We start from the raw sequence: 21,760 nt of genomic DNA, 5'->3' as shown, positions 1-21,760 counted from the left end.
GTCAAACGCCCTGCTTGTCTCCCACACCCATGAGTTCCTTGAAACGCTGCAGCGCGATCCGGCCCAGGTGAAAGGGCGTTTCAATGCTCTCCACATAGACCTCGCCGTTTCGGTTCTTCTTTTTGAGGAGGCGTACGTGATGCCTGTTGATCATCAGCGAACGGTCCAGGAACATGAAGATGTCCGAAGGAAACCGCTCCTTCCACTCTTTGAGAGGCGAACGCAGCACAAAGCATTCGCCATTGACATTGAAAATACGAATATAGTTCCTTTCCGACATGATGGCGGCAATGTCCATGAGTTCGATGAAAAAGACCTTTTCCCCGGCGTTCAGGCAGATACGGTCGTTGCGCGTAATGAGAGAGGGCTGCCCCCGATCACGGGGGGTGGACAGGAACCTTTCAAGCGAAAGGTTCAGGCGGCCGGGATCGAGCGGTTTCAGAAGATAATCGAGGGCATTGCGTGTAAAGGCGCTGACGGCGAACTCATCGTAGGCAGTGACAAATATGATGGAAGGCCGCTCTTTCAGCTTGTCAAGCACGTCGAACCCTGAGCCTTCAGGCATGTGCACATCAAGAAAGACAAGGTCCGGCCTCGTCTTCGCGATGACGTCACGCGCCTCCGCTGCGGCTGCCGCTTCCCCTATCACATGGACATAGGGGTGCACCCTGAGAAGGTCCTTGAGATTTTTTCGGGCCAGCCGCTCGTCATCCACGATAACTGTCCGGATCTCCGGTTTAGGATCATTCGATATCATATTCCCCTTCCTTTGGCCAATTTATCGGATCAGACCGATTTGCCATGAAATGACTGAGCGCAACGATATCTGCTTCTGCCAGTGTATACATTGCGAGGCTTGTGGCGAAACCAGATTGGTACTAAACTGTCTTACCGGGTGCTCAAATGGATGAGTATCCTGCACCGTGCCGCAGCCTCCTTCAACACCCTGTCTCTGTGGACTCGCATGCCAGGGTCTTTATTCTCTTGCCCCGTAAAGGACACAGCGGATATAATTGACCATCATGTCTTTGCAGGAGTTCCTGGGGGAGATAAGGCGGTTTCTCGGGGACAGCCAGATCGTCCTTGACCGGGAGAGCCTTTCCCACTTTTCATACGATGCAACGGAACGGCAGTATATGCCGCAGGTCGCTCTCCTCCCCGAAAGCACCGAAGATGTCTCGCGCATCATGAAATGTGCCTGCCTCCACCGGGTTCCCGTGACGCCCCAGGGAGGAAGGACGGGTCTCTCCGGGGGTGCCTTGCCGGTCCGGGGTGGTGTCGTTCTTCTCTTTGCACATTTGAACCGCATCCTCGAGATCGACGAGGCGAACATGTTCGCTGTTGTTGAGCCCGGTGTCGTATCCAACGACCTTCAGATCGAACTCAACGGCCGGGGCCTTTTCTTTCCTCCCGACCCGTCAAGCACCGTTGACAGCACCCTTGGCGGCAACGTTGCCGAGAACGCCGGCTACACAAGGGCGGTGAAGTATGGCGTCACCAGGGACTACGTCCGGGGTCTCGAAGCCGTCCTGCCTTCGGGCGAGGTGATAACCCTCGGCGGAAAAACGGTGAAGAATGTTGCCGGGTACGACCTTATCTCACTCATCGTCGGTTCCGAAGGGACGCTGGCGGTTATAACGAAGATCACGCTGCGGCTTCTCATGAGGCCCCGGGTGCGACGCACTGTCATTGCGTATCTCAACGACCTGCGGGACGCCGCAGATCTTATCGTCGCCGTTTTCCGGTCCGGTATCGTTCCCTGCGCCATAGAACTGATGGACAATATCGCCATCAACACGGTCGCCGACCATCTCGGCGCCCCCCTGCCCAGGGACGCCGCCGCGCTGGTACTCATCGAGACGGACGGCCATGGCGAAGAGGAGGTTGAGGCGCAGGCGCTGGAGATAGCACGGCTCTGTCTGCGATCCGCGGGCGTGACCGACGCCCGCCTGACGAAGGACGAGGCGGAGGCAGAGCGTTTCTGGACCTACCGCAGGGAGGTGCTCCCCTCGCTCAAGGCACTTGGCAAGGACCACCTCGAGGCAGACGTTGTCGTCCCCCGGTACAACCTCCCTTTTCTCGTCAGGTTTACGGGAGAGCTCAAACACAGCGACGCCATAAAGATAGCGACATACGGCCATGCCGGGGACGGCAACCTCCACGTCACCATCCTCCATCGGCGCAGAAACTTTGCGGAGTTGGAAGAGGCGTACAACCTTCTTGAACTGATATACAGGGAAACAATCTCCATGGGGGGATCTCTTACAGGAGAACACGGCGTAGGCCTTACCGTCATGGACTATCTCCCCATGCAGATAGAGGGGGAGGCATTGCCGCTCATGAGGCGTGTCAAGGCCGCCTTTGATCCTGCGGGGATCCTGAATCCCGGCAAGATATTTAAGGACTCAATAGTGATGGAAAAACTTGTACACGATTGATATAATGGATGGCACTGCAGACAACATGGTGAAAACAACAGCGGAAGACAGCAAACTCCATCGGGTTCTTTTCGAATCCCTGGGAATCGCTACCGTTATTGCCGAAAGCGATGGAACCATTGCGTACGCAAACACGCGGTTCCTGGAGCTTTCAGGCTATGATCCGTCCGATGTGGCAGGCAAGAAAAAGTGGTCTGAGATCATCGTCAATGGCGATCTTACGAAGATGAAGCAGTACCGGGAATTCATCGATCACAGCGCCTCCACTTCGGCACATACCCACGCGTTCAAACTGGCCACCCGGAACGGCTCAATCAAAGATGTCCAGATCTTCCGCAGCCCGCTGCCCGGCACGACCCTCATGGCCATATCTTTCGTGGACATCAGCGATCTTATGCGGGCCAGGAAAAAAGTGATCAGCAGCGAAGAGAAATACCGTTCCCTCATCGAATCAGCAGATGACTCCATCTATATGATGGACCGCGAGGGCACATACCTTTTTGTAAACAAACGGGTCCTTGCGAGGCTATGTGTGACGGAGGCGAACATCATCGGCAAGCACTACGGCGACTTCCATGACACCGAGGACACCGCAGAGTTTGCGGGCTACGTCGACAAGGTCTTCGAGACGGCCGCATCCCATCGCTATGAACACAGGAGCGGCAAAGATGAACAGCGCTGCATGCTGCGCACGCTGAGCCCCGTTGTCGAAGGACGCACCGGGCAGGTCAAATTCGTTGCCGTCGTGTCGAAAGAGATCACGGACCTCAAGAAGACGGAAGAGAAACTCAAATACCTCAGCCTTCACGATCCCCTGACGAATCTCTACAACCGGGCCTATTTCGAGGAAGAGATGCATCGCCTCGATAACAACCGGCTCGAGATCGTCGGACTCATCATGTGCGACATCGATGGCCTGAAGCTGATCAACGACACGCTGGGCCACGACAAGGGCGACGAGCTTCTCGCCCTGGCCTCGCAGGTCATCAGACGATCCTTCCGTGAGAGCGACGTAGTTGCACGCGTCGGAGGAGACGAGTTCGCCATCCTTTTGCCGAACAGCCCCAGGTCGAAGGTCGAAGAAATCTGTGCCAGGATCAAGACCGGTGTCATCGACTATAACAGGAAGAACTCCCACCTTCCCCTGGGCATCTCGACGGGATTCTCCATACGCACCTCCCCCGGCCAGAGCATGGCGGAACTATACAGGGAAGCGGACAACGCCATGTACAAGGAAAAGATCTTCGGCAGTCAGCAGGCGCGCAATGTCATAGTGAAGAATCTTCTGAACACCATCGAGTCCAAGGGCATCATAACAAGGCAGTCCGTAAAACGCTTGAGACAACTGGTAACCGTCATGGGGGGCGCCGTAGGCCTGCCCGAAAAGCGCCTGAAGGACCTTGCTCTTCTTGCGCAGTTCCATGACATCGGGAACATCAGCATCCACGACCGCATTCTCCTGAAGGCGGGCAGTCTCACCGCGGAAGAACTTCTGGAGATGCACAAACACTGCGATATCGGCCACCGCATCGCCCAGTCTGCGGCGAACCTTGCCCACATAGCGGACTACATTCTGAAACATCACGAATGGTGGAACGGCAATGGTTATCCCCTGGGTATCACCGGCGAGGAGATCCCCCTCGAAAGCAGGATCATGGCCATAGCAGACGCCTTCGAATCAATGACCGGCGGGCGGCCCCACCGCAAGGCCATGTCGAAAGAGCAGGCTCTCCAGGAATTGCAGAGATGCGCCGGCAGCCAGTTCGATCCCGACCTCGTAAAACAGTTTGTCACGATGGTGGCCTAGAAAAACAGTTCCGTAAAAGCAAACCTCTCCCCGTCAAAGAGTCCTCTGTCGCTCAGTTTCAGCCTGGGAATCACCACAAGGGCCATGAAAGAGAGCGTCATGAAGGGAGCCTCCAGCGTTGTGCCCAGGTCCCGGGCAAGCAGGGTCAGGCGGCTGTACCTCTCGGCGACGCCGTAGCCGTCTTCATTGGACATGAGTCCCGCCACGGGAAGGGGCAGGACCATCTTCATGTCCTCAGAGACAAGGGAAATACCGCCTTTCTTTTCAATGACAAGGTTCACGGCGTCGCAGAGCATTTCGTCGTTGACGCCCACGGCGACGATGTTGTGGGAATCGTGGGCGATGGATGAGGCCATGGCCCCCTTTTTCAGATTGAATCCCCTCACGAACGCGACAGCGGGAGGTTCATCGGCATAACGGTTCACCACGGCCATCTTGAGTATGTCTCTGCCGATATCGCTGACCGCCTGACCGCCTGCCGCAGCCGGGGCCTCGATATGGGCATCGGTCACAACCTGACCCTCGATCACCCCGATGACACGGATGGCGTCGGATCTCTTGAGAACGCGAAAATCCTCCGGCTTCCTGGCAGTCGCCCGAAACACATTGACCGGGGCGGCGGCGCGGTGCGTGATGCGGCTCTCGCCGTTTTCGGCAACGGTTTCACCGCGCACAACGGTCCTCAGCACGTTAAGGTCGTCAAGGCTATCGACCACGATCATATCGGCGGGGTCGGAAGGTCTCAGCAGACCGACATCGAGGCCATAGTGAACGACAGGGTTGAGACAGGCGCACCTCAAAACCTTCATGACGTCCGTCCCTCTCTTGAGGGCTCTGGCGGCCAACGTGTTGATGTGCCCCTTCACGAGAGAATCGGGGTGCTCGTCATCAGTGCAGAACATGCAGCGATCGGGATATTCAGCGATGAGCGGGTAGAGGGTGTCGAAATTTCTTGCGGCCGAACCTTCACGGATAAGGATCTTCATGCCCAGGGAGATCTTTTCCCGCGCCTCTTCGAGCTCAAAAGACTCGTGGTCCGTGGATATGCCAGCCGCAATATATCTTCGCAAACCTTCGCCCCGCAGACCCGGTGCATGCCCGTCTATCGGCTTTCCCCTTCTTTTTGCCGACTCGATCTTCGCCAGCACTTCGGGGTCTCCGTTTATGACACCGGGGAAGTTCATCATCTCGCTGAGATATCCGACACTCCTCTCGCCAAGGAGAGCCTCCGTTTCGATGAGGCCCATCGAGGCGCCCGATGTCTCAAAGGGACTCGCGGGAACACAGGAAGGCGCGCCGAAAGCGAACGTGAAGGGTATGCCTGAAGCGTCCTCCATCATGTAGCGCACACCCCGAACCCCCAGGACATTAGCTATCTCATGGGGATCGGACACCGCGGCTACGGTACCATGAACAACGGCAAGACGGGCAAAACCGGCTGGCGTAAGCATGGAACTCTCGATATGAACATGTGAATCCACAAAACCGGGAAGGATATAGGAATCATACCAGTAACGCTCCCGGTCGATACCGGCTATGATGCCGTTCTCGATATGAATGACACCCGGGAAGATGGTTTCGTTGTGGAGATCGACGATATTGCCGGAGATGGTCTTCATGAAAAGACCCAAAATTCCAAATAACCAATAACCAAACTCCAATAACCAAACAAAAGACGGCAAACAATAAAGGTGTTTCCTTTGGTCATTGGTATTTGGTTATTGGTTATTATCCGTTTCTATCATTCTGCTTCTATGACCGTTGCTTCGTTGAATGCCCTGGTGTAGGCATTGATGTTCTTCTGCCCGTTGGCACCAAAGCGGTTGCGGACCGGCTCTTCAAGGGTGCTCAATTCCACCACCCCCGTCGCCTTTACCAGGGCGCCGAGCATGGTCGTATTCGTTATGGGAACACCGAGCTCTTCCTTGGCGATCTTCGACGCATCGACGCTGATGATGTTCTGCCCGGGAAATGTCTTCTTCAGCTCTTCCGGGGATTTGTTGGAATTGATGACAATGTAGCCGCCTTTTTTGAGGCCCGCCGTCGGGTTTGCGGAAGCGATGAGCGTGGGGTCGAGGATGAGCACGCTGTCCGGCTTGTAGACCTTCGACCTCAGCCTGATCGGCTTGTCGGATACGCGCAGAAAAGCCTGTACCGGGGCGCCGCGGCGCTCGGGACCGAAGCTCGGGAAAGCCTGCGCACGCATCCCCTGTTTGATCGCAGCCTGGGCAATGAGCTCAGCGGACGTAACTGCTCCCTGCCCGCCCCTTCCATGAAATCTGACCTCTAACATGATTTATCTCCTTTCAAGAAACTGAAGTTTTTATCCGCCACTGTGTGCCTTTGGGTGTGTCAAGGAGCATGATACCTTTCTCTACAAGCATATTCCTGATCTCGTCGGCCTTTTGAAAGTCCCTGTTCTTCCTTGCCTCAATGCGATCGTTGATGGCACCTTCGACAAATGAGGCGTCAAGCCCCATGCGGGCAAGATGCCGAACCTTTCCCCGGGATTCAAGGGATCCCAGATCATCTTCCAGAAGCCCCAGGGTGCCGGCAAGCGATTCATAGACGGCCTCCGCGGAAGAAATGAGAGCCGTTGCGCTCTCGTCTTTTTCATCGACCATCCTGTTGATCTCTTTAGAAAGCTCGAATATATACGAAAGGGCAAGGGCGGTATTGAAATCATCGTCCATGGCCTCGGTGAACTTTCTGGCGATCTCCCCGGCCTGACGATAGGCTCGCGGTTTGAATGTCTTGCCCTTTTGCGCTTCAAGGGCCCGTTCCCTCGTATAATAGAGCCTGTGGAGGGCGGTGTTGACATCCTCGATGGACTGCCCGCTGTAATCGACGGGACTGCGGTAGTGGTTGGACAGGTAGAAAAGGCGAAGGACCTCGGGATGGTATTCCTTGAGGAAGTCCTTGATGAGCAGCGTATTGCCAATGGATTTCGACATCTTTTCGCGGTCGATATTGACGAATCCATTATGGACCCAGTAATTGACGAATTTCTCTCCCGTGGCCGCCTCGGTCTGTGCTTTTTCGTTTTCGTGATGGGGGAAGACAAGGTCTTTTCCGCCGCCATGAATATCAAAAGGATTCCCGAGATAAAGGGTGCTCATAACGGAACACTCTATGTGCCAGCCGGGCCTGCCCGCCCCGAAGGAGGCGTCCCAGAAGGGCTCACCCTCTTTGGAGGCCTTCCAAAGCGCGAAATCAAGAGGGTTCTTCTTTTTCTCGTCCACCTCGACCCTGGCTCCAGCTACCATTTCATCGAGAGGCCGCCTGGAGAGCTGCCCGTAATTGCGGAAACTGTCAACCGAAAAGTAGACATCGCCATCGATGTTGTAGGCGTGGCCTTTTTTTATCAGGGTTTCCACAAGGGCGATCATGTCGCCGATATGCTCGGTGGCACGAGGCTCGTGATCCGGGTGGAGCACCCCCAGGGCATCCATGTCTTCATAGAAGGACCGGATGTACGTCTCGCCCACTTCCTGCCAGGGTATGTTCTCGGCGTGAGACTTCCTGATTATCTTGTCATCGATATCGGTAAAGTTCCGCACATAGGTGGTGTCGTAGTCTTTCGAGCGCAGATACCGGTATATGGTATCGAAAACGATGGCGCTCCTTGCGTGGCCGATGTGGCAGTGATCATATACGGTAACGCCGCAAACGTAGAGCTTGACTTTCCCTTCCGTCACGGGGGTAAAGTCCTCTTTCTTGCCTGATATCGTATTGTAAACCTTCAGGGCCATAGTGTTGACCGTAATTTTTACCACAGCTGTCGCGGCGTTGTCAAAGCAATTGAATCAACGGGCCCGATGCGCCAGCCTCAGGTTCTCGGCACCGTCGCGGAGGTTCTGTATGAAGCTCGCTATTTCGCTGCGATAGTAGGGAATCCCCCCTTCCGCCGCATCGGTTATCATTTCGTTTGCCTTCATTGCGTTGGCATGGTCCCTCACGGTCCTCGTATCGGGCATTTCACCGGGGCGAAGATCCCACTCCCTCATCCGCAAGGCCCCTACCTGCCGGGGAAGCTTGCTTTCGTACAGCATCTCAAAAGCATCGATCACCGCAAGGTATTTTTCAAGCACGTCCAGCGGAAGCTCCCGTAGGATGCCGTCCTTCCTGGCGACCTGGAGATAGTTGCAGGCCATATCGACAAATCCGGCAAGGCCGATCATAAAAAAATCCAGCTTATCAAGTGTTGTCGAGGTTCCCTGGGCCTGGGCAACACCCATGACGGCAGAGGCTATCTGTCTCACCTGTGGCATGAAGACCCATTCCTGCGACGCAGTCTCCGTCTTTTCAAGCGTGTCACGAAGCACCCGAAAGATCTCATCTTCCGAAGACCTCACAGCTCCGCGGCTGCACGAACTGTTTTTCATCCCTCGATCGAGATCGCCGCGCTTTACAAGGTGAAAGATGCCTGCAAAGCGCCTCGTAAGATCCTCCTGGCGATCCGGGGGAATGTGCGCCATGGCACTGCAGAGGAAATCCGGGACCGGGCTTTCCGGGTCGGAAAGCAGGCGGGAGAGGGAAGGACAGAGCTTATTGCTGCCTGCCGATGCCCTCGACCTCTCCTGGATGTATCTCTGAAAGACGGGCTCAACCTTTCCCGTAAGGTCCATCTCTCTGACAAGATGAGCATACCGCTGCGGTTCCTTCCTGGCGGCGGCCACGATCTCCGTGGCTTTTCTCAGCGTGTTCTGATGGAGTCCAACCGCCTTCGCCGCATGGGACCGGGCCTGGCCACCTCGCTTATCCCCTGTCCCTGGAGCGTTTATGCGTCCCCCACTGCAGACGCCGAAGCAACCCGCGGCGATTGAATTGCTCTGCCCCCGGCCCCCGGCAATTATCTGCCTTTCAATACCCAGCCTCAGTTGCTCTTCTTTGACCGTTTCAAAGATGGCCACTTTTTCCGATATGGTAAAGTCCTTTCTGCAAATATTCTCGTCATGTTCACCGTGCGCCAGGCTGTCTATATCGACAATATGAACATGGGTACCCTCCGCGAGCGTGGTTATGCCCAGTTCCAGAAGTACCTTCAGTCTGCGATAGCCGGCGACAAGCTCCTTTGTCCCCTTCCTTATCACAATTGGCTGGAGAAGCCCCAATTCCGATATGGAGCGTTTCAGGTCCTCCATATCTCCAAGTTCCTTTCTGTGGCGTTTGCCTACGACGATATCTCCTATCTCCATGCATCTCCTCCATCATGTATACATATTGATTTGTCCCCATGAACCCACCATGATGTTCATGACGTGCACCCAATTTGCAGCCCTGCCTTCCGTAATGCCCCGTAATTCCTGGTATTACCCTTGATGACCAAGCACATCCCCCCTGTACAATTCGGGCACGGGTCAGCAATGACCTATCCCGTGCGGATTGTCGCCATCACACGATGCATTGTAGTTTCGTCGATTCAATAAGGTGCGCAGGATGCACTTTAAAAAGGCCGGTTTGGCGATGTCCGGGTTCACCCCTTAAGAATATCGGTTCCCGACGCCTGTGCCTCCATCGCACATGGTCCTTCCCGCCTGCAACCGTCTCCCGGACGGGACCATCTCTCCACGGGAAGAAAATAGTAATGGTTCTTGTTTCCCCTTCCCTTTCCATTGCGTTGTACGATCATCCACAGGCCCCTGAGCACCTTGAGCGCGTCGATGACTTTTCTTTTCGATATCCCCGCGGCATCTGCGATCTCATTGATGGACAGGCCCCCGCTTCTCATAAATCCCCCCTTTTTTCCTCCTGTGGCAGATCTCAAGAGAAGAACGAAAAAGACGGAGCTTACATAGGGGCCGAGCCCCGCCATATAGGAATCCACATACGATAGGAGCATGGCCGTTGCCCTGGGATCGCACATCCTGGCTTCCCTTTCCACCGCCTCGTCTGTCACCTCCTGCGTCACCTCTCGCCCGATCTTGACGAACCGAAAATGGAAAGCACATTGCGTTCGCTTTTTCGTGCGCTCCTGGTGGCCGCCCGATTCCGAACGTCAGAAACACCGGCCTTCTGCCACGGTCCGGCGATATGTCCGCCCTCCGTGCCTGGATCCGGTGGGCAGCATTCCCCGGGCCATCCAGGATTCCATCCTGTCAGGCATGCTTCCTCGGCAGTGACATTTCCAGCGGAATCCTCAATGTCATCTGCCGTTTCCGAAAGTGAGAACCGCCAACGCTGATCCTTTCTGGCCATTCTCTTGACCCTTTGCTCTATCCAGAGACAGGCGTAGGACGCGATCTCTCCGGCGGATTTCGTCAGATCGAACTTTTCCTGCCGGGCTATCTGCATCAGAACAACCGCCGCGTCATGAACGTAGTCATTCAATTGATCTCCCACAAAACGTCCTTTGTCGATCCTGCCGAGGATGGTCTTGACGACGTTGTCGATGACTTTCTTTGAATATAGCCTTTCCACAAGCCATTGTTGACCGGATGACCTGGCGTCCTCTACCATGCGGCCAAACTCGTCGAAGTCTATGGACCTGAAGAAGGCCCTGGCATATGAAGCCATTGCCTGAGTGCGCTCTCCGGCGTGTATCACTGCGGATCCTTCATGTTCGATACCCATTGTTTTTAAATCTCCTTCCCTTTCTTTTTCCGACAGGCCTCGTCCCTCATTCCTTCGTCGGCGAAGATGACCCCGACCTTTCCATATCCCAGGAGGGCCATACGTTCCTTTGTCTCCGGGGGAAACAACCGTGCAACGACCGAGCAGGGTATGTTCACCTTCATCCGGACGACACCGAAGGCCTCGGCCAGGTTCTCCGGGGTCGGCGCTTCCCGAAGGCGGGCCTCCATACCAGGCTTAAGATGCCTCCCCGCTACCCCGAGAAAGCCCTCGACCCCTCTTCGTCTCGAGACACGCACATTCTCCCGGCTGTCATAGAGGCGGCGGTGCACCCTGACGGCCTGGATCAGGATAAACGATCCCATTGAACACAGGATTATGCACGTTAGAATGAGCGTCGTCTTTGCGGTCCTGCCTGAGGCGTTGATCATCGCCTTTCTGAGAACCGCCGCTTTGATCCTGGCATAGTTGCCCCGCCTTGCGATCTCCCCGTCGACGATCCTGAGGATGTTCTCGATCCTGCGCAGTTCCATCTCATGGTCCCGGCCGAGCGGGAAACGACTATAGATCCTGGCCTGCTCGCGAAGAAGAGGCAGTTCGACCCTGTGGACAACCACGGCGCTTCGGGATGCACAGTAGGCAAGAAGACCGAACATGAAGATGCCCGCCACAAAGAATACCCCATGATCCGAAACCCTTCCGTCTTGCCTGTCCACGGCAATACCCCCCTGAGGAACAAGATATGTAAAGCATCAAATAAGGATTATTTACGGTGAAATTACTTTGCTGGAAATTACTTAGGAAATCTATCAAATACATTTGAAGCTGAATTGTCAATACCAAATGCCCCGAAATGGCCCTTTCGCTTTTCCAAACGACCGGGTTCAGGATATCCCGGGCCAGAGGCGGAATTCTGCCCCTGTCCGTGACCCCGAGATCTCGCACTCTGGAAGTGTGACTTCCGCTTTCCTGCTATTTATATCCTTAGGACTCGAACGGAGCGAGATGATGAACCAGAGCGGAATATCGGAAACCTTTGTGGCCAGGAGATCTGAAGACTTCGAAATAGTCCTTCCGCGATCAATGATACAGAAAGCTTTGAAACAGCTTGCCGCTAGCACCAATGCACCCGCCTTTCAGGACGCGATGGAACTGGTCTGGTTCAAATTCGATCCCAATGTCGACGCGGGGACGCGGGATTGCGTCTCCATGCTCCTTACGCTCTACCGCTGCACTCTCGATGGGAATGTCAGACCGCCTCTGGATCTCGAAGACCTATACGAGCGCACATACAACACGATGGAAGCCGAATACGGCAGCTTCCCCAATGATCCGACACCCTGGAGGCCTGACAATCGCGGCTGAGGACGGATCACAGGCAAGAAGGGCCATGCTCGCCTTCCTTCTTTTCGTCGCCTTCCTCGCGTACCCCAGCGCCCGCGGGTTCTGCGGACCCGCCGGGAACCACAACGAAGGAATGGAAAGACTCCGGTCTGAGATCCAGGCAATGAAAGACCGTAACCCCGACAAGTACCGAGATTTTCAGCATGCCCTCCGGCACATCCGCAAGATGAACAGGCGGCAAAAAGAAGGGACATCCCTCATCGTCGCCAAAGCTCTGGTAGATCACGTTCACTGGGAGAGATACCGGTTCTCCTCCGAGGAGCACCGGCTCAATTTCCTCTCCGTACTCATGGGCATCGTACACGTCGAAAGCGGCTTCAACCCGGCGGCCATAAGCAACAGGAATGCGCGGGGCCTCATGCAGGTGCACTGGCCCACGTGGAAGCGGTATTTCTCCTCACCCGAGGAGGCGCACGACCTTCACAGGAACCTGGCCATCGGGACGGGAATTCTCCGTCTCTACATGCGCCAGTCAAACAACGATCTGCGCCGCGCCCTGTACAAATACCTCGGGGCAAGAGACGACCGGTACGCCGACAAGGTCATTGAAAGCGCCGTCGCATTCAAGGCCAGCGTCTTATCTAACCTTTTGAAATGACCTGATAGAGGAGGGACCATCCTGAAACATTCCACTATTCGTGCAAAGCGACACATTGTCCGGAACCTGGTGAGAAATGCGGCACGGTTAAACGTGGGACAGCAAGCATTTCTCTTCGGAACACTGTTACTTCTTGCCATTCCCGGTCTTGCGGGGGTGGGACAACGGGCTTGCGCGGAGGCCGTCTACATCGTGCCGCCCCTATCCGAAAGCGGCGGCGCCGTGCTGCAATACAAGGGCGTGCACTATAGCGGTACGGTCCTCCAGAAACCTTCATGCGATCCCGGGATGACGGCGAAGATATTTGTGACGCCCGTGCGTATGCTGGGAGGAACATCAACTACCATCGTTCCCATTGCGGGGGTGAGCACTTATGCCACCGATAACGGGAATGAAACCTGGACCGTCAGGGGACAGGTCAAAACCGCCGACAACGGTTACACCGAAAGCAGCAGCGCCATCGCACTGATCGCAGAGGTCTATTGCTGCGTAAACGAATTGTGCAACTGACGAGCGTTTCCGAAAGAGAGATGCCAGGCTGCCGGGATCACGCCGTATCCCGACAACCTGACATCATTTGAAAGGGGCGTTTCAATTCTTGTCGAGTTTTACAACAACATATATATTGCTCGCCTTTCTGCTGATGAGAAAAAGAACGTTCTTCTGCTGGCTCTCCTGCTCCATCTTCCGAACAAAGCTCTCCACATCCTTTACGGCGGCCCTGTTCACTTCGCGGATCACATCGCCACGGACAATACCAGCCTCTTCCGCCGGGCTCCCCGGTTCAACGGAAGCGACCACCACGCCTTTCCGATTCTTCAGTTGAAGGGCTCTCGCAACCTCGGGCGTGATTCCCTGAACGGTTATCCCCACCTTGTTCCCGCCGGTGACTTTCTCTGCCGCCTCCGCGACGGTGTCTTCCATGCGTGCTATCTTCACGGTCCTGCCCGCCGTTGTGCCGTTGCGGAGCAGTTTTACCGCCACATCCTTGCCCACCGGGGTTGCGGCAACGATCCGCGGGAGATCGTTGGAGCTGGCGATCTCTTTCCCGTCAAATTCGACGATCACATCCCCCTGGGCTATCCCCGCCTTGTCGGCAGGTCCGTCTTTCACCACGTCGGCAACAAGGGCTCCCTTCCTGTCTTTCAGGCCGAAGGAGGAAGCAAGCGCCGGGGTGATCTCCTGAATGCTTACACCGAGCCAGCCGCGGGTGACACTCCCGCTTCCTTTCAACTGGGCTATCACGCTTTTGGCTGTATCTATGGGAATCGCAAAGCCTATTCCCTGTCCTGAAGCGACGATCGCCGTGTTGATGCCGATAACTTCCCCGTTCATATTGATGAGAGGGCCACCGCTGTTCCCCGGATTTATGGAGGCATCCGTTTGAATGAAGTTGTCATATGGACCGGAACCGATGATCCTTCCTTTTGCGCTGACGATGCCGGCAGTTACGGTCTGTTCAAGGCCGAAGGGACTGCCTATGGCGACAACCCAGCTGCCTACTTTCAGTTCGTCGGAATTGCCCATGTTTATGGGCATCAGGTTTGAAGCGCCTTTGATCCTTATGAGGGCAAGGTCCGTCTTGGGGTCTCTGCCGACGACGCTTGCATCAAACTCCCTGCCGTCGGCGAGCTTCACCTTTATCTCGTTGGCCCCTTCCACGACGTGATTATTGGTCGCGATATACCCGTCCCCGTCGATTATGAACCCGGAGCCAAGGCTCTTCTGCCGGAAGTCCTCGGGGGAGCCGTTCCCTCCCCGGGGACCGAAAAACTCTTCAAAAGGATTCTGTCCGCCAAAGGGATTCCCGAAAAAATGGCGAAAGACCCGTCCGTTTCCCTTGAGTGTCTTGACGGTCTGAATATTCACCACGCTGGGCCGAACCTTCTCAGCAAGCGTCGTGAAATTGCCGGGTACCATGACGGGCACCCCCCCGGCGCTCTTCGAAACAGCCGGTGCTGGATCCGTGCCCTTGACGGCCTTCGAGACCCCGTAGCCAAGCCCCACCGTGAGCGCAATGGTCACCAGTGTAACAACGACAGCCCTGATTACCCGTCTTCGTTCCATATAGATCTCCTTGATGTATATATTTGCCAGGTGCTGCTGTGCCGATAGTGCAGTCTACATCGCAAAGTTCATCAGGACATGACGGGAAGATTACAAATTGGTAATGAACGGGGATTATGGGTCATAGGCCATGGGTAATCGGGAAAAACAAGAACCTTTAACGTTTAGCCGCCTGAAACGGTTCTGTTGGGGAGGGTGACGGTGAAGGTGCTGCCTTTGTCGGGAGCGCTTGTCACGGTGATGTCTCCGCCGTGGGCACGGGCTATGGCCCTCGCAAGACTGAGGCCGAGGCCGAGGCCCGTTTCCGAGCGGCTCCTGTCACCGCGGTAAAACCTGTCGAAGATGCGGGGAAGGTCTTCCGGAGAGATGCCCGTGCCGCTGTCACTCACCGTGAGTGAGACCCGGTCCGCAACGTCGTGGAAAAGACGGACATCGACGGTTCCTCCGGAGGCGGTGTACTTGATGGCGTTGTCGATAAGGTTCGCAATCATCCTCCGGATCATCCTCTTATCTCCTGCGACATAGACACCCTCTTCGATCTCGCAGGTGAGAATGAGGCCCTTGTCGGAAGCGGCTGGTTCATAAAGATCACATGCCTCGCGCACGAGTTCCGCCGCGTTTATCCTTTCCTGGGGTGGCCGGTCCACTCCGGACTCAGTCCTTGAGATCATGAGCATGGTATTAATGGTATCCAAAAGACGGTCGCACTCCTCGATGGTGCTTGCCGCCATGTTCTCGAACTCCTCCATAGTTCCCGAGGTGCCGAGCGTCACCTCCGCGGCGCCCCGTATCCGCGTGATGGGGCTCTTCAGATCATGGGCGATATTGTCGCTCATCTCCCTCATCTCCTTGACCAGCACTTCGATGCGGTCCAGCATCTCGTTGAAGGTCACGGCAAGCTGGTCGATCTCGTCCCCGCGCCTCTTGACGGGCACCCTCTGACCCAGCGTACCGGCAGATATCTCCCTCGCTGTACGCGTCACGGCTTCCACTCCCGATACCGCCCTTCTCGCCATGAACCAGCCGATACCGGCGGCAAGAATGATGAGAAAAGCCATGGTCACGATGAAGATGCGCCTGAAGGCCTCCAGAAACCTTGACGACTCCTCCACGGCCTCACCGATCTGGAGGATAATGCCCGGGCCGAGCATCACATAGAGGATACGGACCTCGTCCCCGCGCTCAGGCAGGTCCATCGTTTCAAAGACATGGTCGGCCCCCTCGACCAACTGCCGGATAGCGCTCAGATGAATGCCGATATCCTTCCAGTAGGACATGTTCGACGAAGAAAACGCTACACCATCGGAATAGAGCATGCGGAAAAAGACCTTTCTCACGCCGGCCGCCTGGGATTCCACGACTGCGGCCTTCCTCGCCTCTTCGAGGCCTTCCGTCGATGCAAGCACCACATAGCGCCGGGCCTGGCTCATGAGTTCCTGGTCCATCCTGCCGCGTACGACGGACGTGACGAGCATGTAAAAAAGAAGAAAGGCGACAAAGGAGGAAACGGCAAAGATCCCCGCGTACCAGAGCGTCAATCTGAAGGCCAGCGTGTTGCGGAATTTACGGGCTTTCCCTGAGGACATAGCCTACCCCCCGCACCGTGTGGATGAGCTTGCCGGGAAAATCCCTGTCGATCTTGTCCCGGAGCCTGCATATCCGGGCCTCCACCACATTCGTCTGGGGATCGAAATCGTAGTTCCAGACATGCTCCATTATCATGGTCTTCGAGACCACCCTGCCCGCGTTGCGCATGAGGTACTCAAGGAGGGAAAATTCCATAGGCTGGAGATCGATGTCCCTGTCGGCCCTCTTCACCTCCCTGTTTATGAGGTTCACCGAAAGGTCTCCCACGGCAAGCCTCATCGGCTCCGTCACCCCCGTGGAGCGGCGCACCAGCGCCTGCACCCTCGCCAGAAGCTCGGTGAAGGCGAAAGGCTTGGTGAGATAATCGTCCGCCCCCGTCTGCAGGCCCTTCACCCGGTCTTCCACCGAACCCCTTGCGCTGAGGATGATAACGGGCGTAGCCACCTTGGCCTTGCGTATCTCCTCCACCACGGACAGACCGTCAAGGCCGGGGAGCATGATGTCGACGATGGCTGAATCGTAAGGTTCCGTCATCGCCAGCCCGAGGCCTTCCCTGCCATCGGTGACATGATCGACGGCGCAACCCGCGGCCTTCATTCCTTTTATAATGAATGACGCGATCTTTTCATCGTCTTCAATAACCAGTATCCTCAACGCCCCGCCTTCCTGTAGAGCCGGCCCGAATAGATGGGCTCTTCCTTATCCTTGCACAGACAGAGGATTTTCGTCAATTGCCCTGCCAGATCATGCTCCGTTTTCGCCGTTTATGGTCCGAAGCAGGTCAAGGGGGTGCCTGAGCACGCATCCCGCACCGTGAGAGACCAATTCCTCTTTCGTCCGGAAACCCCAGAGGGCCCCTGCCGGGAACATTCCGGCATTGCGTGCGGTCTCCATGTCAACATCGGAATCGCCCACATATATCAGACCTTCGGGCTCGATCCCCAGGTGACGGCTTATCGACAAAACACCTTTCGGGTCCGGTTTCTCCGGCATCCCGGCGCCGGCCCCGATTACTGCGGAGAATCGCCGGCCAGGAAACAGTGACACCACCATCTTTTTCGTCAGATGATCGATCTTGTTGGAAAAGACAGCGGTTTTCATCTTGCGCCGATCAAGCTCGTCAAGGAGATCCGCTATCCCCTCATAGGGTCGTGTCTTGTTCACATAATTCTTGCCGTATTCCTCCAGCATTGAATCGCGGCACATGGAGACCCGGGCTTCATCACGCGCATTTTCCGGCAGCGCCCTTACAACAAGGTTTTTCATCCCCCGGCCGACGAAGAGCTTGTACTCCTCGAGACAGCGCGTCGGAAAACCATGTCCTCTCAGGACGTTGTTCATGGAATCGGCTATATCCTCCAGTGAATTGACCAGCGTTCCATCGAGGTCAAAAATAACTCCCTCGAACCCCATGGTGCTTCCTCCGCTTTTTGTCTAACCCTTCCCGCGTCATCGGAAAAGACCCGACGGTGCGGTGAGACAATAACAATAATATCTAGTTAAACCATAAAACAGCGGAGCATTGAAACACTTAATGGCGGCAGTTCCCGGCACTCCGGGAAATCCCGACGGGTTCGGCGAGCGGCAACACATGAAGATAGAGCTCATAGGGAACTCGCGGGCGGGTTCCTGGGAGGCATCATCTCCGGCGGGACATCCGGTGTTGTGTCCGGCCACGGACTTACGGTGGAGAACGCCGGACAGATCACGGGCTCAGGGGACAGATGAGAATAGGATCATCTTAACGGTGAGATCCTCCATCGTCCTTATCACGCAATTTGGTTGGTTCGTCCCTCTATGTGTCTTCTCGGTTACATAGCGGATCCGAGGAACAGGATCGTGCCGTAGGATTTGTCCATATGGGAAAAGGGCACACGATTCTTCGAAAGGGCAGGGAATATTCCACCTGAGAAAGAAGGGGGCAGATGAACTTTCGTACCAAACTTCTCGTTGTTGTCGCGGTGATGATCGTTGTCAGCGTCTTTTTATCCTCGGTCATCACTTACCTATCCGCAAGACGGCACCTTGAGTCAACCGCAAAGAGGCAAATGGAACAGACGGTGGCCCTCATCGCCAAGCAAAGCCAGATAGGTCTCGACAGGTTCAAAACCGACATGGAGCTTCTCGCCGAATCACGACTGGTCCATCACATTGTCAGATCTCCCGGGAACAAGGCCCTCATTCAGGAGGCCAATCTGACCTTTCTGGACATTGTCAAGAAAACTTCTGTCTATCAGTCCATCAATCTTATTGACCGGGACGCCTGGTGCATTGCGTCCTCCTATCCCGACCGCATTGGATACTCCCCCATGCGCCAGGTCGTCGCCACACGCCCTGATTTCAGAACGGCAGTTGCGGGAAAAACAACGATTTCACAGGTGCTTTTCAGCCACGGCACGGGGCGGCCCAATATAGCGGTCAGCGTTCCCGTCAAACAGGAAGGCAGGGTTGTGGCCGTGATCCGCGCCATCCTGGACCTCGATCAACTCAATGATTATTTTCTCACACCCCAGGAAACCATACACGGGGGAAAGGCCTATTTCTATGACCCCTGGATGGAGACGACCCTGCCCGAGGGATGGTCTATTCCCAACATCATACGATCCAAACCATACATGCGGCCGGACATTCCCGATCTGCCCGAATTCATGGCAAGCCGCAGCGGCGTCGTCAGCTATCCCTCAAAATCAGGTCCCCGTCTGGCAGCATTTCTGAAGACCTCGGACCCCGAATTTCTGTTTGTGATCGAAAGGCCCCTGCGGGCTGTTCTCGCCCCTATTCAGACAATGGGCAAGATCACCCTGGTCACACTCGTTGTCATGCTCCTTGTTATCACCTACGCCGTTTTCACGATGGCCAACCCCCTCCTGAGAAGGCTGGAGAAATGTATGATCTTCGTCCGGGACATTGAATCCGGGCTTCTCGACAAGAAGCTGGATACAAGCGGCACCGACGAGATCTCCCAACTTGCCCGGGGCCTTAACGCTATGACCCAGAGTCTCCGGGAAAGCCGGACTGCTCTGGAGAAGGCGGAGCGTTTATACCGGGGACTTTTCGAGAACGCGGTGGAAGGGATATTCGTCACCGATCCGGAGGGCGTCATATTGAATGCCAACCCGGCCTTTGCAACCATCATAGGCTACGGCTCTCCCGCGGAAGTCATTGGCAGGAATGTATCCCATCATTACTCCTCCTCCAAGCGCGGCCGACTGCTGGAACTGCTTTATACACGGGGAACAGCCAGAGGCTTCGAAATCGTTTTTCGGCGGCGGGATGGGCTTCAAAGGACCGGATCCATTTATGCCAGAGCTGACAAGGACGAACAGGGAAAGATACTCCGAATCCAGGGTATCCTCGATGATATTACGGAACAAAAGGAGATCGAGAGAGAGCGCCTCCGGGCCGAGGAAGCAGAGCTTCGATCCGTCCAGGCAAAGCTGGAGGCCCTTCGGTACCAGATCAATCCCCACTTTCTTTTCAACGTCCTCAATTCCCTGAGCGCCCTCGCCCGAATAAGTGCGCGACAGACAGACCAGCTCATTCAACAGCTTTCCCGCTATCTGCGTTCGACCATTTCTTCCAGCGAATCCGGTTTTGTGCCCTTGCGCCAGGAAATGGGAACCATAGAGAGCTATCTCAACATCGAGAAAGTCCGCTTTGAGGATGATCTGCAGGTGAACATAGAATTGCCTCCGCAGATCATGGACGTACAGGTGCCTGAACTCATTCTTCAGCCTATTGTGGAAAATGCCGTCAAGTACGGGACGAGAACGTCGGACCTGCCGCTTAGAATAACCATCGAAGGCTGGCTTACCAATGATAACCTCCTTCTCGTAGAGATCACCAACACGGGGTACTGGGTATCGACGGAAGATGGGGAAAGAGTCAGGAAGGGAGTGGGTATCGATAATCTCCGCAAACGCCTGAACCTGATCTATGCCGATCAGTACCTCTTCCAGACGGAAGAAGGCAACGGACTGGTTCGCGTCGTCGTTGGAGTACCGTTAGATACCGGCACCAGGCAAACACGGCCTCAGGCGTGATAGCCTTGCCCCGACGTTCCCGCCACCCAGGGCTCCCTCTTTCCCCGGTCCTGTGTTCACAAAATGGTTGCCCATTGCCGCAATGGTGCATTAAAATCAAGATTGACAAGAGACTATGGAAAAGGATCTGAAAACCCATATCAGGGTCCTCATTGTGGACGATGAACGTCTTGCCAGGGCAAACCTGAAAGGGCTCCTCAAAGAACACTCTTATGTCAGTGTTGTCGGAGAAGCCCGGAACATAACAGAGGCCCGGAAGATCCTGGACGAAGTGCCCGTTGATCTCATTTTTCTGGATATCCAGATGCCTGGAGGGTCCGGATTTGATCTGCTGGAGCAGTTGGAACAGCGGCCGCATGTTGTCTTCGTTACAGCCTACGACCACTATGCCACCCAGGCATCTGGGTCAGGGGCCCTGGACTTTCTCCTCAAGCCCGTCGACCCGGACCGCCTGGGTGAGTCCCTTCAAAAAGCCTTGCCCTGTCACCGCGATTAGAACCATCCCGCCAATTCTTATACCACTTCTGGATTACCTGTCTCTACGATGGGGAGGCACGCGAGAGGGCTCGACACCCTTACCCTTGACGTCCCCTGAGGGAGGAAGGCCCGGTGGTGCCCCTTTCGCTGACGAAGGTCTCGGAGGCACAGGAAGAGGGTGAGAGACAGAAGAAGGGGCTTTTGGGGCGGAAGGCCTGGTCGCGCCGACAGGAGCGGATGAAGCATTCTTGCCGCCACGCTTCGCCGGATCCACGAGGTACACCGACACACTCTGATCACCCCTTTGGAGAACAATGCTGTCCTTGTTTATGTCTGTCACCGAATAACCAGCGTAAACGGTCCCCTTCCTCAGTTCGCTCTGTCTTTTTCCCCGGCCGGGAGATGTCGTCGGATTCTTCTTGTCTTCGACGAAGGCGACAAGTTCCTTCCCGTAACGGATTATGCCGCAGAGGAAGAGCTCCGGTTTTGGCAGTTCCTTCTTTGTGTCGATAGGTATCACCCTTTGGGGATGGAAGAGGTTCATCTCACTGACGACCGCATAATCGGTGGGAAGGGGCGCCGAACGCTCTTCGGCGGGATTTTCCTGCAGTGCCGCCTCTTTCGGTACGATACGGGGAAGCGTGAGACGATAGTTCATACTCATCGCCGGGTAGATGATACCGATACTCGCCAGGACCAGAGCAGTCGTCAATAGAAGATTGAGGAGAGTCACATTACGCGTGATGGACCGCAATACCTTCACCAT

The 21,760-nt window shown here is 55.6% G+C and carries 20 protein-coding genes; 7 read left to right on the top strand and 13 right to left on the bottom strand.

The window, feature by feature from the left end:
* Window position 1: 1 nt before the first annotated feature.
* Window positions 2-757, bottom strand: coding sequence for a response regulator transcription factor (locus PHC90_01800; protein ID MDD3845075.1), 756 nt, complete (start codon window positions 755-757; stop codon window positions 2-4).
* A gap of 265 nt (window positions 758-1,022) precedes the next feature.
* Between PHC90_01800 and PHC90_01795 the strand changes: the two genes are divergently transcribed.
* Complete coding sequence (locus PHC90_01795; protein ID MDD3845074.1) at window positions 1,023-2,438, top strand: FAD-linked oxidase C-terminal domain-containing protein; 1,416 nt, start codon at window positions 1,023-1,025, stop codon at window positions 2,436-2,438.
* A gap of 4 nt (window positions 2,439-2,442) precedes the next feature.
* Window positions 2,443-4,245 carry a diguanylate cyclase gene (locus tag PHC90_01790; GenBank protein ID MDD3845073.1) on the top strand — a complete coding sequence of 601 codons (1,803 nt, stop codon included), beginning with the start codon at window positions 2,443-2,445 and terminating at the stop codon, window positions 4,243-4,245.
* On the opposite strand, the gene ade is transcribed toward PHC90_01790, so the two are convergent.
* The 7 genes from ade to PHC90_01755 form a co-directional block, all read right to left on the bottom strand.
* Complete coding sequence (gene ade / locus PHC90_01785) at window positions 4,242-5,864, bottom strand: adenine deaminase (protein MDD3845072.1); 1,623 nt, start codon at window positions 5,862-5,864, stop codon at window positions 4,242-4,244. The two genes, PHC90_01790 and ade, sit on opposite strands and share 4 nt — an antisense overlap.
* Window positions 5,865-5,986: 122 nt before the next feature.
* Window positions 5,987-6,538, bottom strand: coding sequence for a 2-oxoacid:acceptor oxidoreductase family protein (locus tag PHC90_01780; protein MDD3845071.1), 552 nt, complete (start codon window positions 6,536-6,538; stop codon window positions 5,987-5,989).
* A 13-nt stretch (window positions 6,539-6,551) separates the two neighbouring features.
* The gene (cysS, locus tag PHC90_01775) at window positions 6,552-8,021 is read right to left on the bottom strand and encodes a cysteine--tRNA ligase (protein ID MDD3845070.1); all 1,470 of its coding nucleotides are present in this window, start codon (window positions 8,019-8,021) and stop codon (window positions 6,552-6,554) included.
* A gap of 30 nt (window positions 8,022-8,051) precedes the next feature.
* Entirely contained in the window at window positions 8,052-9,443 is a 1,392-nt protein-coding gene (locus tag PHC90_01770) for a ParB/RepB/Spo0J family partition protein (GenBank protein ID MDD3845069.1), read from the bottom strand.
* Between the two features lie 278 nt (window positions 9,444-9,721).
* Window positions 9,722-10,144: a helix-turn-helix domain-containing protein gene (locus PHC90_01765; protein MDD3845068.1), complete on the bottom strand. Its 423-nt coding sequence runs from the start codon at window positions 10,142-10,144 to the stop codon at window positions 9,722-9,724.
* Window positions 10,145-10,152: 8 nt separating this feature from the next.
* The gene (locus tag PHC90_01760; protein MDD3845067.1) at window positions 10,153-10,818 is read right to left on the bottom strand and encodes a hypothetical protein; all 666 of its coding nucleotides are present in this window, start codon (window positions 10,816-10,818) and stop codon (window positions 10,153-10,155) included.
* Window positions 10,819-10,823: 5 nt separating this feature from the next.
* Window positions 10,824-11,534 carry a hypothetical protein gene (locus PHC90_01755; GenBank protein MDD3845066.1) on the bottom strand — a complete coding sequence of 237 codons (711 nt, stop codon included), beginning with the start codon at window positions 11,532-11,534 and terminating at the stop codon, window positions 10,824-10,826.
* Between the two features lie 289 nt (window positions 11,535-11,823).
* Between PHC90_01755 and PHC90_01750 the strand changes: the two genes are divergently transcribed.
* From PHC90_01750 to PHC90_01740, 3 genes are all read left to right on the top strand, one after another.
* Window positions 11,824-12,183, top strand: a complete 360-nt coding sequence (locus tag PHC90_01750; GenBank protein MDD3845065.1) for a hypothetical protein — start codon at window positions 11,824-11,826, stop codon at window positions 12,181-12,183.
* Entirely contained in the window at window positions 12,146-12,820 is a 675-nt protein-coding gene (locus PHC90_01745) for a lytic transglycosylase domain-containing protein (GenBank protein ID MDD3845064.1), read from the top strand. The genes PHC90_01750 and PHC90_01745 overlap by 38 nt, the downstream gene beginning before the upstream one ends.
* A 93-nt stretch (window positions 12,821-12,913) precedes the next feature.
* Window positions 12,914-13,330, top strand: a complete 417-nt coding sequence (locus PHC90_01740) for a hypothetical protein (GenBank protein ID MDD3845063.1) — start codon at window positions 12,914-12,916, stop codon at window positions 13,328-13,330.
* Window positions 13,331-13,411: 81 nt separating this feature from the next.
* Here PHC90_01740 and PHC90_01735 read toward each other — a convergent pair whose 3' ends face one another.
* From PHC90_01735 to PHC90_01720, 4 genes are all read right to left on the bottom strand, one after another.
* Window positions 13,412-14,887, bottom strand: coding sequence for a DegQ family serine endoprotease (locus tag PHC90_01735; protein MDD3845062.1), 1,476 nt, complete (start codon window positions 14,885-14,887; stop codon window positions 13,412-13,414).
* A gap of 164 nt (window positions 14,888-15,051) precedes the next feature.
* On the bottom strand, window positions 15,052-16,473 hold the full coding sequence (locus PHC90_01730; protein MDD3845061.1) for an ATP-binding protein: 1,422 nt from the start codon (window positions 16,471-16,473) through the stop codon (window positions 15,052-15,054).
* Window positions 16,451-17,128: a response regulator transcription factor gene (locus PHC90_01725; GenBank protein MDD3845060.1), complete on the bottom strand. Its 678-nt coding sequence runs from the start codon at window positions 17,126-17,128 to the stop codon at window positions 16,451-16,453. The genes PHC90_01730 and PHC90_01725 overlap by 23 nt, the downstream gene beginning before the upstream one ends.
* 90 nt (window positions 17,129-17,218) lie before the next feature.
* Complete coding sequence (locus PHC90_01720; protein ID MDD3845059.1) at window positions 17,219-17,887, bottom strand: HAD family hydrolase; 669 nt, start codon at window positions 17,885-17,887, stop codon at window positions 17,219-17,221.
* Between the two features lie 512 nt (window positions 17,888-18,399).
* Here PHC90_01720 and PHC90_01715 point away from each other — a divergent pair.
* Window positions 18,400-20,517 (top strand): histidine kinase, encoded by a 2,118-nt coding sequence (locus PHC90_01715; protein ID MDD3845058.1) that lies wholly within the window; start codon window positions 18,400-18,402, stop codon window positions 20,515-20,517.
* Window positions 20,518-20,632: 115 nt separating this feature from the next.
* Window positions 20,633-21,013, top strand: a complete 381-nt coding sequence (locus PHC90_01710) for a response regulator (protein ID MDD3845057.1) — start codon at window positions 20,633-20,635, stop codon at window positions 21,011-21,013.
* Window positions 21,014-21,046: 33 nt separating this feature from the next.
* Here the strand turns inward: PHC90_01710 and PHC90_01705 are convergent, their stop codons facing one another.
* Window positions 21,047-21,760, bottom strand: a complete 714-nt coding sequence (locus tag PHC90_01705; GenBank protein ID MDD3845056.1) for a hypothetical protein — start codon at window positions 21,758-21,760, stop codon at window positions 21,047-21,049.

This window comes from Syntrophorhabdaceae bacterium, assembly GCA_028698615.1.
Lineage (GTDB): Bacteria > Desulfobacterota > Syntrophorhabdia > Syntrophorhabdales > Syntrophorhabdaceae > Delta-02.
This window is presented reverse-complemented; position numbering and strand designations above follow the sequence as displayed.